The organism is Collinsella sp. HCP28S3_E12, assembly GCF_052065595.1.
In the GTDB taxonomy this organism is placed as follows: Bacteria; Actinomycetota; Coriobacteriia; order Coriobacteriales; family Coriobacteriaceae; genus Collinsella.
In genome coordinates this window covers 129,979-145,592 of the sequence record NZ_JBQHTS010000004.1, presented here as the reverse complement: position 1 = coordinate 145,592, position 15,614 = coordinate 129,979, and the positions used below count along the sequence as shown (strand labels likewise).

Below are 15,614 nucleotides of genomic sequence, written 5' to 3'. Positions count from 1 at the left end.
GTAGAAATAACGGGCGAGCCGATATGCCGGCTCGCCCGTTATCTGGCGTATGTAACCAAAGGCTATTCCGTAGACGCAGACCCGCCGTCAACAAGTTCCAGATCGCCATCCGAAATGCCGTCGGCACCCAAACTCTGCTCTTGCTCCACCTCTTCGCTCATCGTGGACCTGGGCGTCGACCCCTTAGCGCCCACGATATATGCGGCCCCCAGACCCATAGCGATGGCGATCAAAAACAGAACCACATAGACGGGCCAATGGCGTTTGATGTATGAAAACACGCTAACTCCTTAGAGGTCCGCTACGAACGGCGGATGACCTCGGTGACAACCTCGGACACCGTAGCGATGTTCGTCGGGTTGACGTTGTACGGCAAATCGTCTTCGGTGCGCGCGCAGGCAAGACGCGGGCCATCGACACCGGCAATTGTGAGGGCGCGACGGCTCGCCTCGAGCGCGGCATAGGCATCGGTCTTGGCATAGGGCATCTCAAACGCGCCACAATCAACGTGGAACGACTTGCACACCTTGCTGACCAGATTCATGATGCGGCGATCACCCTTGAGCAACTGCTGCTCGCCTTCGACCGTCACGACCGAAAGCCTACCGGCTCCAATGGACTCAAGATTGATAAAGAACACACCACGCAGCTTATCGCGATGGGCTTCGAGGAACGCCTTCATACCGGCGCCGTCACAATCCGAGGCACCCGTTGCCACAAACCAGATATCGTGACCAAGCAGCTCGTCATCACCCATGGAGGCAACAGCCGAAAGCATGTCCTCGGCAGAAGCGCCGTCAGAAGAGGTGGCACCGCCCTTCCAGCCGTTATCATCGTCCTCAAAGTTATCCCAAGAGCCGATACCGCGGCCAGACTTCTTGGCATCGTAGTCATCCTCGACGCCCAGCCAGTCGCTCATGCTGTTCTGCTCATTCTTCTTTTTGCGTCCGAACAAGCCGCCCAGACCGCGCTTCTGAGGCTTTGCCTCCTTGGCGACGGGAGCCGAGATGGTTTCGATGGGCTGAGCGCCCGAAGAAACGAGCATGGAGGGGGCAACCGGTGCCGACGTGGGCTCGGGCCCCTGAGCCGTCGCGAAAGGATCGTCGGCCTGAGCCGAGGGGTCAGGGAGATCGAAGAGGGATGTGCGGGATGCGACGTTGGCCTGCTGCATCGAGGGCAGCGACGGATCGGGGACCGAGGCAAGCGGCGAAGAAGAAGGTGTGGGCACCGGAGCAGAAGCGGGATCGGGGATATTCATCTGCGGACGCGGTGCGGCCTTTGACGAAATCTGTGCCATGAGCGAATCAACCGTCTCGACCTGCGCCGATGCGGGGTTGGCAACCGTGGAGCCGGGATCGCTCGGGGCAGGCATGGTAAAGATCTGCGTAGAGTACGGCCTGGACTCATCGGCGTTAGAAATCACCGGGGTCTCTTCTTGCTCAACGACGACCGTCGCGTCGGCTTCAATCTCGTCGGCGGTGTTCGTCTCGGCGTCAACGTTCTCAACCTGCTCGGCATCGAAACTCTCAGCCGGCTCGGCTTCGGGCGCCTCGATCTCATCTGCAGCATCCTGGGACTCATCGGAAACAGAAAGGGGATCGGCGATGGCAGTACCCTGCTTCTCGAACGTTATCGTGGCATCGAACTTCGCGGCATCGAGCGTCTCGGTGGCGTCGATTGGCTGCTGGGCCTCAAAGGACGTCGTAGCCTCGGCGACCTCCGTCGCGGCAGGCTGCTCAGCCTCATGCTGTTCAAATTCCCGCGCCGCACGCTCACGCTCGGCCTCGGCAGCCTGCTGGTGGGCAATAGCCTCCTGCTCTGCCACCTCGCGCGCAGCGGCACGCTTTTCCTCAAGGTCGTCGACAAGTTTTTTACCCTTAGCGAGTGCGCCCTTAAAGAAGCTTGAAGCGCTGGCTCCAATCGAAGAGAACGCAGATGCTATATCGGCATGGGGCGTCGCGACCGGTAGATCGGCCGAAAAATCGGTATCGCTCTCATAGGAAACGCGCTGCGGATACTCATCGTAATCGCTGGCGGAATCGTCGTACACATCCTGAACCACCGGAGCGGGTGCAGCGGTGTCCGGCTCGGGTGCAGGGCTGGGCTCGGGTTCCGTCTCGGGCTCGGTATCGACGACGGGCTCGTCGGCGGGCGCGGCGACAGGTTCAACCGAAGCAGGCGCGGGATCGATCGTCGGCTCCTCGCCCTCTTCGTAATCAAGCGTGCACGACTCGGGAAGCATCCCCAAGGCACGAATGGCATCAGAACCAAAGCGAATATTACCGGCAGCATTGCGATACAGCTTGGGCTCGGGCTCGCTCGGCCCAGCGACAGCGGGCGCCCCAATCGACTCGACGACATCCTCATCCGCGACCGGCTCGGCAGCAACCTCGGCTTCGACCTGAGCCTCGGGAGCAATGACACCAATCAGGGTTTCGTCAGCTGAGGCACCCTCAAAGCCATCGATCTGCTCGTCAAAAACTTCGCCCTGCTCGGATTCGGGAGCGATCGGCTGGCCAAACTCGTCCTCGGTGTAGGAGGGCTCTTCATACTCGATCGTGTTACCGTAGTCGTTTTGCTGCTGGGCAGCGGCATACTCAGCCGCCGCGCGCGCCATCTCCTCGGCACGACGCTTTTGCTCACCAAAATAGTCATCAAACGGAATGTCGTTGGGGAACTCGTTTTCGCCCTGGTAAGGGGCAACGTTATCCATGACACCGAGCATCGCGGCTACAGAAGACTTATTGCAGACCGCACCGGACGTATAGGGAAGAACAAAACGGTTGGCAATGATATTGGCCGCGTTGGCGAGCGCCACAAGAGAGGCGAGGATCGCAACGATCCAAAGCAGAACCTTAAGAGCGCCGGGGAGCGGCAGAATGCGCAGAATGGCGACGGCAGCGGGGACAATCGTGGCGACCGGCAGCATCTTGGCGATGAGTGCGCGATACGGCGCATACGGTTCGCGAGCGAGGAGCTCGGCACGCGGAGAATCGTAATGGGCGACAACAACCACCGGACGGTTGCGCGGAGATGCAAGCGGACCTGTGGCCTTGTGATAGGCAATGACATTTTGACTCACGCCCGTCTTGCCCAGGCGAGAAATAACAGGGCGACCGGTACGCTCGAGCACATACAACACGGCACCGACGATGGCCAGCAGAACACCGATTAAGCCGATGCTGCCGCCAATACCCATAAGCAGGGCACCGGCAAAAGACAGAATGCCTGTGACGGCAAATGCCAGCCTGCTGGGTGCAGGAGCGTTAAATTCCTGGACTTCGGGATCAAAGCCATGATTGCGGAAGATCTGGGCGATATCCTCGGCAGCCAAACGCTCTTCTTCGCTGCACGCCGGCGTGATGCCCGTGCCCTGTAGCAGATGATTGATATAGTTCTGGGTGTTCGCCATGTGCGCTCCACATCCATAATCCGACAAATAGGCCCAATGCTTGCACATTAGAACCGTATATAGTCGAAAGTATACCCCGAGCGAACGCAATCGGCCGAAATCTGGGCATCTTAACGCACTGAGCGGACAAGGATATAGCCTAATCTCCATATCGGATTAAAATCATGGCATCAAATAACCTTCCCATGCGAGGATTCTATGACGGTAAGCGATATGACCGCGACAAACAAAACAAATGCGCCAGAACCCGGTTTCGACAAAACCGCCCAGCGTATCCTCAACCTTTTCTTTGTCCTCAACAGTTCCCCCGAGCCCTTAACTACCGAGCAGATCGTGCTGGATTCTGACCTAGGCTACGGATCGGGCAACGTCGACTCGGATAAGCGAAAATTTCGCCGCGACCGCGACAAGCTACTCGAGCGGGGCATTGTGATCAAGGAAGTTCGCGCCGCGGGTGCCCAGGAGACCGAGGAGAGCGCCTGGACAATCGACCGTGAGCATACGTTTGCCGCGGGCGGCTTGATCACCGCAGACGATGCCGACATTCTGCTAAACGCTATCGATCAGACCCTCACCACGGGCTCTTCGGCCTTTGCAACCCCGCTCGCCGACATACGCTCCAAAATTGCCTATCTTACCGGCGAGACGAATACGGCCGAGCACCCCGTTCTTCACTCGCCGACGGTCGATGCGGTATGGAGCGCGTTTGCCGACCGATGCGCGCTGCGTTTTTTGTATCAAAACGGACGGGGTGAGCAACGACAACGCACTGTTTGCGTCTACGGCATGTTCGAGCGTGAAGGAACAGCCTACTTTTGCGGCCTAGATGATGCCACCGGAAAAATCAGAACCTTTCGCTGCGATCGCATCGTTCGTGCGTGGCGCCCATCGCGGGCCTACGCCATTCCCGCAGACTTCAATCTCAACGATTACCTCTTCTTTGAATTCGATTTCTCCGATTGCCAACCCGTCACGGCAACTTTCTCGTTTGCTCCGCAGGCTCAATCCGACATGGTCCACGGCCTCACACGCGGGCGAGGCAGGCTCGAGCACGCCAAAGACGGCTGGACCTGGACCGTTAACGTTCGCGACCTGAATGCGGCGGCGTCATTTTGCATGGAACACAGCGTTGACGGTATGAGGCCCGTAGAGCCCAACGAACTCAAGCAGGCGTGGAACCGCCTCATCGAAAGGACAGTGAGCGCTCATGGCCGTGCGTAAGCTCACCAGCGAACAAAGGCTCTCGCGCTCCATCGACATTATGGAGGCACTCTATGCCGCCGGCGAGGCGGGCATGACGCGAGACGAAATCTGCAGTCGCTTCGATATCTCCGGAGCTTCGCTCGACCAGATCATCGGCATCATCTCGACGCTCGCAGACCGCGAATCGGGCGCGCGCATCATTTGCGAATGCCACGATGAACGTGTGGTTCTCATCGGCGATGCGGGCCGTGTGCTGCCGCTTCGCCTGAGTGCCGCCGAGGGCGCCGTACTCAATCATGAATTGGAGTCACTCGGAATCGAAGAGTGCGCGGCGGCGCGCATCCGGCGCGCACTCCTTCCGGCGGAACTCGGATACAACCAACGCGTTGACGATACCGTCGCCCGCGGATCTTATTGGCAGCAACTCTGCTGTGCAATTCAGGATGGCGTGCGATGCCTCGTCACCTACCGCTCCCTGGACGACCAGCATCCACGCAGGCGATTGATCGACCCCCTAAAGATTACGACCAACGGCGACCAAACGTACCTGATTGCCTGGGATGTCGAGGCAGACGGGCAGCGCTCCTACCGTATGGACAAGATCGAGGAGCTTCTGCTGACGGAAGACTCCGTCGTGCGTCACACGACCGAAACCACGTCCCTGCACGATTCCCTTGCACAGGCAAGCCAGAGCGTTAAGCTCCTGATGCCGCTCGATATGGCAGAACGCGTGAGGTGGGCAGGTATCAGGTCAATTAAAGCCGATGGGGAGGGTACGGCAAGCGTGACCGTTTGCTATAGCTCCGAAAACTGGCTGTTTAGCCAGATTATCGCAGCGGGCGGAGCCATCCGCATCGCAGACGACCCCGCCCTTTCAAAGCGTCTATGTGATGCCGCCGAGGCAATGGCCTTCCGTTCTTAGCGATGGCGTTCGTGCGCTTGGCGCCATAACTGAAGATAGTGGCCGATCTGCGCCGTTTCGATGCGCTGATACGAGCTCGTAGGCAGCGATGTCAGAAATTTCTTTCCGTAACCCTTCGTCACCAGACGCGGGTCGGCCAAAATCAACACGCCGCAATCGGTCGATGAACGAATCAGGCGACCGGCCGCCTGCTTGACCTCGAGAACCGCCTCGGGCAGCGAGTAGCGTACCCAGGCGCGGTCCTCGCGCAGATTGCGCTCGCACGAGAGAGGATCGGTGGGGCTCGAGAATGGCAGCTTGGGGATAATGACGCATCTCAGCGTCTCGCCGCTGGCATCGAAGCCCTCCCAAAATGCTTTGAGAGCAAAGAGCGACGAGGTCGACTCGTTGATAAAGCGATCGCGCAAGCGACGGGGAGACGAATTGCGCTGCTGACAATTGAGTTCCAGGCCGGCACGCGCCAGCTTGGGCTCAACCCGAGCGTACAGGTCTTCCATATCGCGGCGATTGGTGAACAGCGTGAGTACCGACCCGCCCATGGCAAGATGGGCATCGACCAATACGCGCTCGAGCGCGGACAGATAGCCCTCGCGGTCGCGAGGGTCGGGAATGTCCCCCGCCACGACTACGGCCATGTTCGAATCGAAGTCATAGCTCGAATCCAGGTGCAGTGACGAGGATGCCGAAGCGCCAATGCGATCGAGGCCTACGGCATGGTTAAAGTGCTCAAAGCTCTTGGACACCGTCATGGTTGCCGAGGCAAAGATGGCCGTATGCACCTCGGGCAGCCACTCGTTCGCCAGGGCCTCGCCGATGTCGATGCGCTCGGCGGTCATGGATTCTCCGCCCGCACGTAGGCGGCGGTTGACCTGCAGCGAGTACACATAATGCTCGTCGGTGCCGTCAATGATGAGCTTGAGGTTCTCGGCCAGCTCGTGCAGACGGCGCGAAATATCGCCCAGGTCGACGACGACCTCGGGTTTATCGGCAGCGAAAGCCTGCACCAGCGCGGCAACATTTTTATCCGCCTGCTCCAGGGCATCGATAGCAGCGCTGGCAGACTGCAAGAAGTCATGCCAGTCATCCGACTCGCGCAACTCGGGGCCAATCCACAGATTTGCGCTGTCATAGCCACCGCGGGCGCGACGGCCGAGCTCACGCACGCCGTCAAACACCTCGGCGAGTGCCATGCTCGCGCGTGCGACCGTAGACGTCGCCTTCGCGGTGAGCCCCAGATAAAGCGTGGAGCCTTCGGATGTCGCCAAATCACGAGATACCTGGCTCAATGCACCGGAGCTCGACCCGCCAAGGCGCTCAAATAGCACGCGAGATTCGTCTGCCGAGACCACGCGCGCCCACTGGCGGCGCGCCTCGCGCTCGATGGAATGGGCCTCGTCGATTACCCAGTGGCGGATGGGAGGCAAAATTCTCCCTTCGGCCGCAACGTTGCGAAACAGCAGGGAATGATTTGTGACCACGACATCGGCATGCGCCGCGCGACGACGGGCACCGTGGACGAGGCATTTATCGGGGAAGAACGGGCACAGGCGGCGAGCGCATTCGCGTGAGGCCGTCGTAAAGTCGGGACGGTTGACGCTGCGCCAGCGAATGCCGAGCGAATCGAGGTCACCATCGGCAGATTGGCACACATACGCCATGATCACCGCAACCGCTGTGAGCGTGTCGGCAGGATCGCGCTTGGTGGTAATCTCGGCCTGACTTCGGCTCATGCGCTCGAGTTTGCGCAGGCACGGATAGTGGTCATATCCCTTGAGCGCACAGAATGACAAGCCTCCGTCCAGCTGTTCGGCGAGTTTTGGCAGCTCGTGGTACATAAGCTGATCGGCAAGATTATTCGATTTGGTCGCAATGCCAACGGTAATGTTGTTTCGGCGGGCGGCCTCGGCAAAGGGCACGAGATACGCCATCGATTTACCGACGCCCGTACCGGCCTCTATCACGCGATGCGTATCCGTAACCAACGCGTCGCGTACCTCGAGCGCCATGGCAATCTGCTCGTCGCGCGGCTCATAAGTGGGATACATGCGATTGACTAGACCACCGGGGGCATAATCCGCCTCGATCTCTTCGCGGCTCGGCATGTTAAGAACCGGCAGCTCGTCGGCATCCACGCGATCATCGGCGCGATCGGCCTTGAGCACGTCGGCGCGGGCGGCGGCAAGCGAGAAAATCGAGCCGGGGTTTTGACCTGCCAAAAACGAGAAAATGGGACGATAGGACCAAGGAACATCCGCGTGCATATCCGCCAGACGCGCCATAAGGCCCTGCGGCAAGTCCGTAAGGGCAACCAGCAGCACGCGCCACACCCCACACAGGGCATCGACATCGGCATTTGCACGGTGCGACACGGAGTCGCAGCCAAACAGATCGGCCATAAAGGACAACTTGTGCGATGCCAGGCGCGGCAGCGCGATACGGGACAGCGCCAGCGAATCGATCCAGATGTCGCTGACGTTGACACCGCCCTTGACCGATTCGATGAATGATCGGTCAAACGTGGCATTGTGCGCGATAACCGGGCACCCGCCCACAAAATCGGCGAGCGCAGCCACGGCCTCTACAGCCGAGGGGGCATCGGCCACATCGGCGTTTGTGATGCTTGTGAGCTCAGTGATTTCGGCAGGGATCAGCTGCTTGGGATGCACAAACGTGTCAAAGCGGTCAACGACCTCGCGGCCCGAAAGACGGGCCGCGGAAATCTCGATAAGCTCGTTGTCCTGGACCGAAAGACCCGTGGTCTCGGTATCGAGGACGATAACATCCTCCTCGATAAGGCCAAACGATTGTGTGCGGGCACGCTCGGCAAGCGTTGCATAGGAATCAATGACAAACTGCGGCGTTCCAGGAGATACAGCATCCTCGATTAGCATGCAATGCCCGCTCGACGGAGACCCATGCGAATCAGACTGTCACAGACCTGCGGGAAGGTCATGTCTTTGGTATGACGAATCTCGTCCGGATACAGCGACGTATCGGTCATACCGGGAATCGTATTGGTCTCGAGGATGACGGGGCCGTCCTCGCTCACGATAAAATCGCTGCGCGAAATGCCCAGACAGCCGAGGGCTTTGTGAGCCGCACAGGCTAGTTCCTGGGCACGAGCATAGTTTTCGGGCGAAATCTGCGCCGGAATACGGTGGATATCCGTGGGATCGACGTACTTCACATCCAGGTCGTAGAACTCACAGTCCTCAGGCTTGCGAATCTCGACGATCGGCAGGGCGCGCACGTCATCCTCGCCGTAGACTCCTACGGTAATCTCGGTTCCCTCGATGCACTTTTCGACCAGCACCTTATCGCCGTACTCAAAGGCCTTGGCGATGGCGGCAGGCAGCTCAGAGGGCTCGTGTACCAGGGAGATGCCGTAGCTGGAGCCGTTGACGGCGGGCTTTACAAAGCAACGCTCGCCGCAAATCTCAACGATGCGATCGATATCAACCTCGTCGCCCGCCTCAAGCGCCAAACCGGGGGCAATGGGGATGCCTGCCTTGGCATACAGAAGCTTTGAAACCTCTTTATCGGCGCCACACGCGCTGGCGAGCACACCCGACGCCGTATAGGGGATACCCAGCGTCTCCATGGCTCCCTGCATGGCGCCATCCTCGCCGCCGGCGCCGTGCATGGCGATAAACGCCACGTCAAAATCGCCAGTTGCCATAGTCACCATAAAATCATCGGCAGCCGTATCGAGCAGCTCCACCGAAGTGTAGCCAGCCTCCTTTAGGGCCACCACGACGTTCTTTCCCGAATTGAGCGAAATCTCGCGCTCGGCGGAATGGCCGCCCGCCAAGACCGCTACGTGCATGTTCTCTAGGCTTTTACCCGGCATGGGCAGACTCCTCCTCTATGATTTCTGCAGCTGATACCATATTGTAGCGATACCCCCTACGTTTCCCCAAAATCGAAAGGCTTCCATGAATCCCAGGACTAAATCTCAGGACATTCGCGACTTGAGCCAAAACGATATTCGCGAGCTCGTGGCCGAACTCGGCCAGCCCGCTTTCCGCGCGAAGCAGCTCATTGAATGGGTTTTTGAGAAGAACGTTTGTTCGTTTGACGATATGACCAACCTTCCCAAGGCTTTCCGCGAGCAGTTAAAGGAGGCATTTGCCTTCGACACGCCGACCGAGCTCACCAAGCAGGTGTCCAAGGACGGCTCTCGTAAATACCTACTCGAGTACCACGATGGCATTTCTGTCGAGACCGTCGGCATGCCCCGTCGTAACAAGCTCTCTGTCTGCGTATCCACCCAAGCCGGCTGCGGAATGGGCTGTGCTTTTTGCGCTACCGGTCTCAACGGCCTCAGGCGCTCGCTGACCGCCCAGGAAATCGTCGACCAGGTACTTCACGTTTCCAATGACTTTGGCGAGCGCGCGACAAGCGTAGTGTTCATGGGCCAGGGCGAGCCTTTTGCCAACTACGATGAGGTTCTTAAGGCGCTGCGCATCCTTAATGACCCCGACGGTATCGGCATTGGAGCGCGCCATCTCACCGTGTCTACCAGCGGTGTTATTCCTGGCATCCGTAAGTTTGCCGACATTCCCGAGCAGTTCACCCTAGCTGTCTCGCTGCACTCCGCCATCCAGTCCACACGCAATAAGCTCATGCCCGGTGTCAAGAAATACACACTCCTGCGCCTTCACGAGGCACTGCAGCTCTACACCGAGAAGACCGGCCGCCGTCCGACGTACGAATATGCCATGATCGAGGGCGTCAACGACACCAACCCCGAAATGCAGGCGCTCTGCGACTTCTGTGAGGGCACACTGTGCCACGTCAACCTGATTCAGCTCAACGATATTGAGGGCAGCCCGCTCAAGCCGTCACCGATCCATAAGGTAGAAGACCTTCAACGCCGTCTTGAGTCCCGTGGTATCGAGACCACGATCCGCAACTCTCGTGGCAACGATATCGATGCGGCTTGTGGCCAACTCAAGCAGCGTTTCAAAGTTCAGAAGAACGCGTAGGGGAGACCAGCCTAAACGTTTCATGTGAAACATCAGAAAGCCCCGGTTGCTTAATTGCAACCGGGGCTGTTTCATATTCATCGATTATCTGCATCATACGATTGTCCAGCATTTTTTAGGACGAAATTAGGAATCCCTGTTCTAGTGATCAGACAATGGCCACTCAGAATAGGCGATTAATTGTTAGGTACCTAAAAGCCTACATTTTCCCATTGATGATTAACCCAATCTTGGTTGATCTTGGGATTCTTAGTCATCTGGGCCGTACGCATGGCAACGTCCTCGGTCATAACATCCATTTTCTTTTTTGAGGTATCAACGATATCCTGCGCTCCGCGAAGTAAACGGCCACGCAATTCATCATCTGTCGCAATCTTATAACCGGCAAAAGCGCCAACTGCAACAGTAACAGCCAAAGCGACAGCAGTCAGAACTTTATTCCTCATCCTGACCTCCTTGATCACACTGAATGATTTCGCCAAGAATGCGAGAGAGTTCCTCTTCATCCTTAAATTCAATCTCGATCTTGTTCTTGCCGCGCGAGCTCTTTACGCGAACGTTCGTGTTAAACACCTGACGCAGAACGCGTGCCGCCTTCTTAAAAGACTGAGGCGTTGCGGTTCGAGGCGTTTTTGGTGTCTCTCCGGCAGAAAACAACGGAGCAAGATTTTCTGTCGCGCGGACGGACAATCCTTCCGTAACAACCTTCTCAGCTAACTTAATGCGTGCATCTTCGTATGGAACTGCAAGAATTGCACGAGCATGGCCAGCAGTCAGCTTACCTTCAAAGATCATCTGCTGAACAACCTCTGGAAGATCAAGTAGGCGCAGCGAATTGGTGATTGCAGAGCGAGACTTGCTAACAGCCTTCGACAAGGCCTCTTGAGTCATACCACTCGTATCGATGAGCTGTCGATATCCCTTAGCCTCTTCGACGGGATTGAGATCAGAGCGTTGCAGATTTTCAATCAATGCAAGCGCAAGCATCTGTTCATCATCAACATCTTTTATGATGACAGGAACTTCCTCAAGTCCAGCGAGCTTAGAAGCCTGATAACGGCGCTCACCCGCGATAATCTCATAGCCATTACCGTGCTTGCGTACAAGAAGCGGCTGAAGAACACCATGCTCCTGAATCGACTCACTCAACTCTCGTAGCTCGGTCTCATTAAAATGAATTCTGGGTTGGTTGGGGTTTGGAACGATATCTTCGATTGGAAGTTTAGTTTTCGAAGCAGTATTGGATGCGGACGTCGCAGATCCACCGGTCTCATATTCTGCTTCGGATACCAATGCATTGAGTCCGCGACCCAAACCGCCACGCTTCCTAGGACTAGGCACGCTTGATCACCTCTTTGGCAAGGTTCATATACGCCTTTGCACCCTTATTTTGCGGCGCATATGTAATTACCGGCTCACCGAACGATGGTGCTTCTGATATTTTAACCGTACGCGGAATCAAGGTCTTAAATGCCTTATCGCCAAAGTACGACTGCACTTCTTCGACAACCTGATTTGAGAGCGATGTGCGCGAATCATACATCGTCATAAGCACACCATAGGTATCAAGGCTCTTATTTAGGCGTGTTTTGACCATTTTCATCGACTCAAGCAGCTTCGTGACACCTTCGAGTGCGTAATACTCGCACTGAATCGGAATCAGAACACTGTCCGCCGCCGTCAACGCATTAATGGTCAACAAGCCAAGTGAAGGCGGACAGTCGATAAATATGAAGTCAAACTCATCCTTAACAGGCTCAAGCAGATCCTTCAAGCGTGTTTCTCGTGCAATTGCGCTTACAAGCTCAATTTCGGCACCTGCAAGCTGGATAGTAGCCGGAATTACAAATACCTTACTGCAATTTGTATCCAGAACAAGCGATTCTGCCGGAACATCATTCAGCAATGCATCATAGATGCAGTTATCGAGTTCTTCTTTTTCGATTCCAAAGCCGCTCGTGCTATTACCCTGTGGATCAAAATCGACAATCAGCGTCTTTCGACCCTGTTCACCCAGTGCTGCTGCAAGGTTTACTGCTGTGGTGGACTTACCCACACCACCCTTTTGATTGATGATTGCAATGATACGCGTGTCTTTTGCGCTCTTTGAACGCTTAACGTCGCGAAATCCCACGGTCCCTCCTGGTGTATTTTAAGCTGTTAAACGGAGGATGTTTCACGTGAAACATTCCGATTCATCATCTGTTATGTTTCACGTGAAACATAACAAGTAATTACTATCCATTATGTTTCACGTGAAACATCTAGGCAAGCGGATTCTTCTTCGCCATGCCATTAGCACGTGGAAGCGAAATAGCTGCCGGACGAGATTTTTTTAGAATGATAAACTCGCGATGACCCAAGCCATTTGGCAAATCTAAATCATCTGTCATAAGTGTGGTGAACCCGCATATGCTAGCGGCGGTTAGACCAGACTGAAGTTCGACGTCTGACGGGTTTCCCTTCGTGATAACAAAGAGACCACTATCTATTAGAAATGGTGAAGCGTACTCGACGAGAACTGGTAACGGTGCAAGTGCACGAGCAGTGACAACAGCAAACTGTTTCTTATGGCTTCGGGCATATTCTTCAAGACGATCATGAACCGCGTAAGCATGCTTGAGACCGAGAGCCTCAACAAATGAGTTGACAGCATCAACCTTCTTGCCAACCGAATCGATATAGGTAGCCTTACGTCCGCAAGCAATTGTCAAAGGGATACCAGGAAACCCAGCACCAGTACCCATGTCTAACAAAGCGCCTTCTGGAGCTATGTCAATATAGGGAAGCAACACAAGCGAATCAAGAATATGAAGAACAGCCGCATCTTCGATATTTAGGATGCGCGTAAGATTGGTGGTCTTATTAGCCTCCAAAACAAGATCAAGATGCTCAATACAGGAGCGTAGGGCATCATGGGAGACCTTCAAAGAATAGTCTTCGCAATACGAAATTAGACGACTAAGCATCTGGCTTGTCTGCTTATCGGTTAGTACAAACAAGACAAACTCCTATCTGACAAAAATCAGTGTATCAAGAACTTTTGACAAAAAAAGGGGACGTGGAAACCACGCCCCCTTAAGATAAGCTCGTTTAGGTTATCGAGCAACAATCACAACATGACGATCGGGGTCAGAACCCTCAGAATGCGTGTCGACGGCGTCGTTGCCGCGAAGAGCAATATGAACAAGACGGCGCTCGTAGGCATTCATGGGAGGAAGTGAAACGCTTTTGTGAGTGCGAACTGCCCGCTCGGCAGCAGACTGAGCCATAGAGGCAACCTTGTCCTGGCGGCGGCTCTTATATCCCTCGACGTCGACGACAACCGGATACCTAAAGCCAAGCTTGCGGCTCACCAACAGCGAGAACATAACCTGAAGGGCATCAAGGGTGCGACCATGACGACCAATTAGGACGGCAAGGTCGGGAGCCGTTACATCAAGAATCAGTTCGCCCTCGTCGCCCTCATACTCATCGATAGGAGAGTTGGCGGCGTCGAAATGCGAAAGGATGGAACGAAGAATAGAAATCGCAACATCGGCAATGGTATCGAGCTCTTCATCCGTAAGCTCTTCACCAGCCTTGTAGCGCTGTGCAATCTCGAGATAATCGCCCGCGGCCTGCGGGGCAACCTCCTCAAGCATATCCTCGACGATCTCTTCAGACATAACGTACTCCAAAAGTTAGGTACCTAAATAAGATTACTATACCGCTACTTCTTCTTGTGCGGGCGCGGCTTCTTCTCGCGACGCGTGACCTCAACCTGCAGCGGGGCGTTCTTAAGACGCTCCTCCTCTTCGGCCTTAGCCTTCTCGATAACCTTCTGCGTCACAAAGATCTGCTGGATGACCTGCCAGGCAGAAGACACGTCGTAGTACAAAAGAACACCAACGGGCAGGCTCCAACCCATCCAGAGCATCATGACGGTCATGACGACAGCCATCATGCGCATGCTCTGGGCTTGCTGACCGGTCTGATTGCGCGACATGTACAGCTGCGGAATCAGGGTCAGGACAGCAAACAGAATCAGGCAAATCAGCGCAGGCAGTGCGACCATAAAGCCATCGGCAAAAGAGGCACTCGGCGTGGTAGTCAGATCGGGCAGAATGTTGAAGAACGAGAAGGTGCCCTCGTTAAAGTACTGCGGCAGGTTGCGCAGAAGTGTAAACAGGGCGATGAGGATAGGCATCTGAATCAGAAGCGGCAGGCAGCCGGACAGCGGATTGAACTTGTTCTCGCTGTAGAACTTCTGCATCTCCTCGGCCTGACGTTGGGGATCGTCGGCGTAGCGCTCCTGGATCTCGAGCATCTTGGGCTGCAGCACCTGCATACGGGCCGTCGACTTGGTCGACTTGAGCATGAGCGGCGTCAGCAGCAGACGGACGATGACCACTAGAATAATGATGGACAGGCCCCAGTCGACCGCAAAGGTCTGGATGAGCTTAAGCAGCTCGAAAAGGATGTTAACGATCCAATCCCACATGTAATTTTTCCTCCGATAGCGAGTGCCCGCTAGGGCACAGGGTCATAACCGCCGACGTGCAGGGGATTGCAGCGAGCGATGCGCCTCACGGCAAGCCAGCAGCCTCTACAAACACCGTATTTCTCGATAGCCTGAACGGCGTAATGAGAACACGTTGGATAATAAATGCAGGCGTCAGGCAATAAGGGCGAAATAACCTGTTGATATATGCGAATAGGAGCGATGGCAACACGTCGCAAAACGTGATTGCTCATCGCTCCTCCCCGGCAACGCCGGCGCGTATCACAAGCGAACGCAATGCCTCGTTCATCTCCTCCGGCGACGAGATCCTCGTCTTGGGGGTCGCGAACAAGATGATGTCATAACCCGCAACGGGAAATCCGCAGCTGCGGGCGGCCTCGCGCATCACACGCTTAGAACGATTGCGCACAACTGCGCAACCGAGTCGTTTAGCACCAACGAAGGCGACCCTTCCAGAGTCGCCTTCGCCAACCGATTCACATATGGTCATTCGAATCAGAGGGTGATTGAAACGACGCCCCTGACTGAACACATGCTCGAAATCTAGCCGAGACTTAATAGTCTTCATGCGAGATGTGTGTATCG

Annotated in this window: 15 protein-coding genes; 3 read left to right on the top strand and 12 right to left on the bottom strand. The window is 56.0% G+C overall.

What is annotated here, in order from left to right:
• Positions 1 to 62: 62 nt before the first annotated feature.
• Positions 63 to 281: a hypothetical protein gene (locus ACTNBY_RS02910; RefSeq protein ID WP_427729007.1), complete on the bottom strand. Its 219-nt coding sequence runs from the start codon at positions 279 to 281 to the stop codon at positions 63 to 65.
• Between the two features lie 20 nt (positions 282 to 301).
• Positions 302 to 3,412, bottom strand: coding sequence for a hypothetical protein (locus ACTNBY_RS02905; protein WP_441063294.1), 3,111 nt, complete (start codon positions 3,410 to 3,412; stop codon positions 302 to 304).
• Positions 3,413 to 3,610: 198 nt separating this feature from the next.
• Between ACTNBY_RS02905 and ACTNBY_RS02900 the strand changes: the two genes are divergently transcribed.
• Entirely contained in the window at positions 3,611 to 4,633 is a 1,023-nt protein-coding gene (locus ACTNBY_RS02900) for a helix-turn-helix transcriptional regulator (RefSeq protein ID WP_441063293.1), read from the top strand.
• Positions 4,620 to 5,537 carry a helix-turn-helix transcriptional regulator gene (locus ACTNBY_RS02895; RefSeq protein WP_441063290.1) on the top strand — a complete coding sequence of 306 codons (918 nt, stop codon included), beginning with the start codon at positions 4,620 to 4,622 and terminating at the stop codon, positions 5,535 to 5,537. Before ACTNBY_RS02900 ends, ACTNBY_RS02895 begins: the two co-directional genes overlap by 14 nt.
• Here ACTNBY_RS02895 and ACTNBY_RS02890 read toward each other — a convergent pair.
• Together ACTNBY_RS02890 and ACTNBY_RS02885 are read right to left on the bottom strand one after the other, a co-directional pair.
• The gene (locus ACTNBY_RS02890) at positions 5,534 to 8,428 is read right to left on the bottom strand and encodes a helicase C-terminal domain-containing protein (protein ID WP_441063289.1); all 2,895 of its coding nucleotides are present in this window, start codon (positions 8,426 to 8,428) and stop codon (positions 5,534 to 5,536) included. The genes ACTNBY_RS02895 and ACTNBY_RS02890 overlap by 4 nt on opposite strands.
• Positions 8,422 to 9,387 (bottom strand): D-alanine--D-alanine ligase family protein, encoded by a 966-nt coding sequence (locus ACTNBY_RS02885; RefSeq protein ID WP_427748142.1) that lies wholly within the window; start codon positions 9,385 to 9,387, stop codon positions 8,422 to 8,424. Before ACTNBY_RS02885 ends, ACTNBY_RS02890 begins: the two co-directional genes overlap by 7 nt.
• An 85-nt stretch (positions 9,388 to 9,472) precedes the next feature.
• Between ACTNBY_RS02885 and rlmN the strand changes: the two genes are divergently transcribed.
• Positions 9,473 to 10,525, top strand: coding sequence for a 23S rRNA (adenine(2503)-C(2))-methyltransferase RlmN (gene rlmN / locus ACTNBY_RS02880; RefSeq protein WP_154516799.1), 1,053 nt, complete (start codon positions 9,473 to 9,475; stop codon positions 10,523 to 10,525).
• Between the two features lie 191 nt (positions 10,526 to 10,716).
• Here rlmN and ACTNBY_RS02875 read toward each other — a convergent pair whose 3' ends face one another.
• From ACTNBY_RS02875 to rnpA, 8 genes are all read right to left on the bottom strand, one after another.
• Positions 10,717 to 10,971 (bottom strand): hypothetical protein, encoded by a 255-nt coding sequence (locus ACTNBY_RS02875; RefSeq protein WP_441063287.1) that lies wholly within the window; start codon positions 10,969 to 10,971, stop codon positions 10,717 to 10,719.
• Positions 10,961 to 11,839 carry a ParB/RepB/Spo0J family partition protein gene (locus ACTNBY_RS02870; RefSeq protein WP_441063285.1) on the bottom strand — a complete coding sequence of 293 codons (879 nt, stop codon included), beginning with the start codon at positions 11,837 to 11,839 and terminating at the stop codon, positions 10,961 to 10,963. Before ACTNBY_RS02870 ends, ACTNBY_RS02875 begins: the two co-directional genes overlap by 11 nt.
• A 19-nt stretch (positions 11,840 to 11,858) precedes the next feature.
• Positions 11,859 to 12,659, bottom strand: coding sequence for a ParA family protein (locus ACTNBY_RS02865; protein ID WP_427729019.1), 801 nt, complete (start codon positions 12,657 to 12,659; stop codon positions 11,859 to 11,861).
• A 130-nt stretch (positions 12,660 to 12,789) separates the two neighbouring features.
• Complete coding sequence (rsmG, locus tag ACTNBY_RS02860; protein ID WP_441063284.1) at positions 12,790 to 13,527, bottom strand: 16S rRNA (guanine(527)-N(7))-methyltransferase RsmG; 738 nt, start codon at positions 13,525 to 13,527, stop codon at positions 12,790 to 12,792.
• Between the two features lie 96 nt (positions 13,528 to 13,623).
• Positions 13,624 to 14,193: a Jag family protein gene (locus ACTNBY_RS02855; protein WP_154516793.1), complete on the bottom strand. Its 570-nt coding sequence runs from the start codon at positions 14,191 to 14,193 to the stop codon at positions 13,624 to 13,626.
• 44 nt (positions 14,194 to 14,237) lie between these two features.
• A complete protein-coding gene (locus tag ACTNBY_RS02850) occupies positions 14,238 to 15,008 on the bottom strand; it encodes a YidC/Oxa1 family membrane protein insertase (protein WP_441042215.1) in 771 nt (256 codons plus the stop codon).
• 29 nt (positions 15,009 to 15,037) lie between these two features.
• On the bottom strand, positions 15,038 to 15,262 hold the full coding sequence (gene yidD / locus ACTNBY_RS02845; protein WP_154516787.1) for a membrane protein insertion efficiency factor YidD: 225 nt from the start codon (positions 15,260 to 15,262) through the stop codon (positions 15,038 to 15,040).
• Positions 15,259 to 15,597 (bottom strand): ribonuclease P protein component, encoded by a 339-nt coding sequence (gene rnpA / locus ACTNBY_RS02840; RefSeq protein WP_441063282.1) that lies wholly within the window; start codon positions 15,595 to 15,597, stop codon positions 15,259 to 15,261. The genes yidD and rnpA overlap by 4 nt, the downstream gene beginning before the upstream one ends.
• Between the last annotated feature and the right edge of the window lie 17 nt (positions 15,598 to 15,614).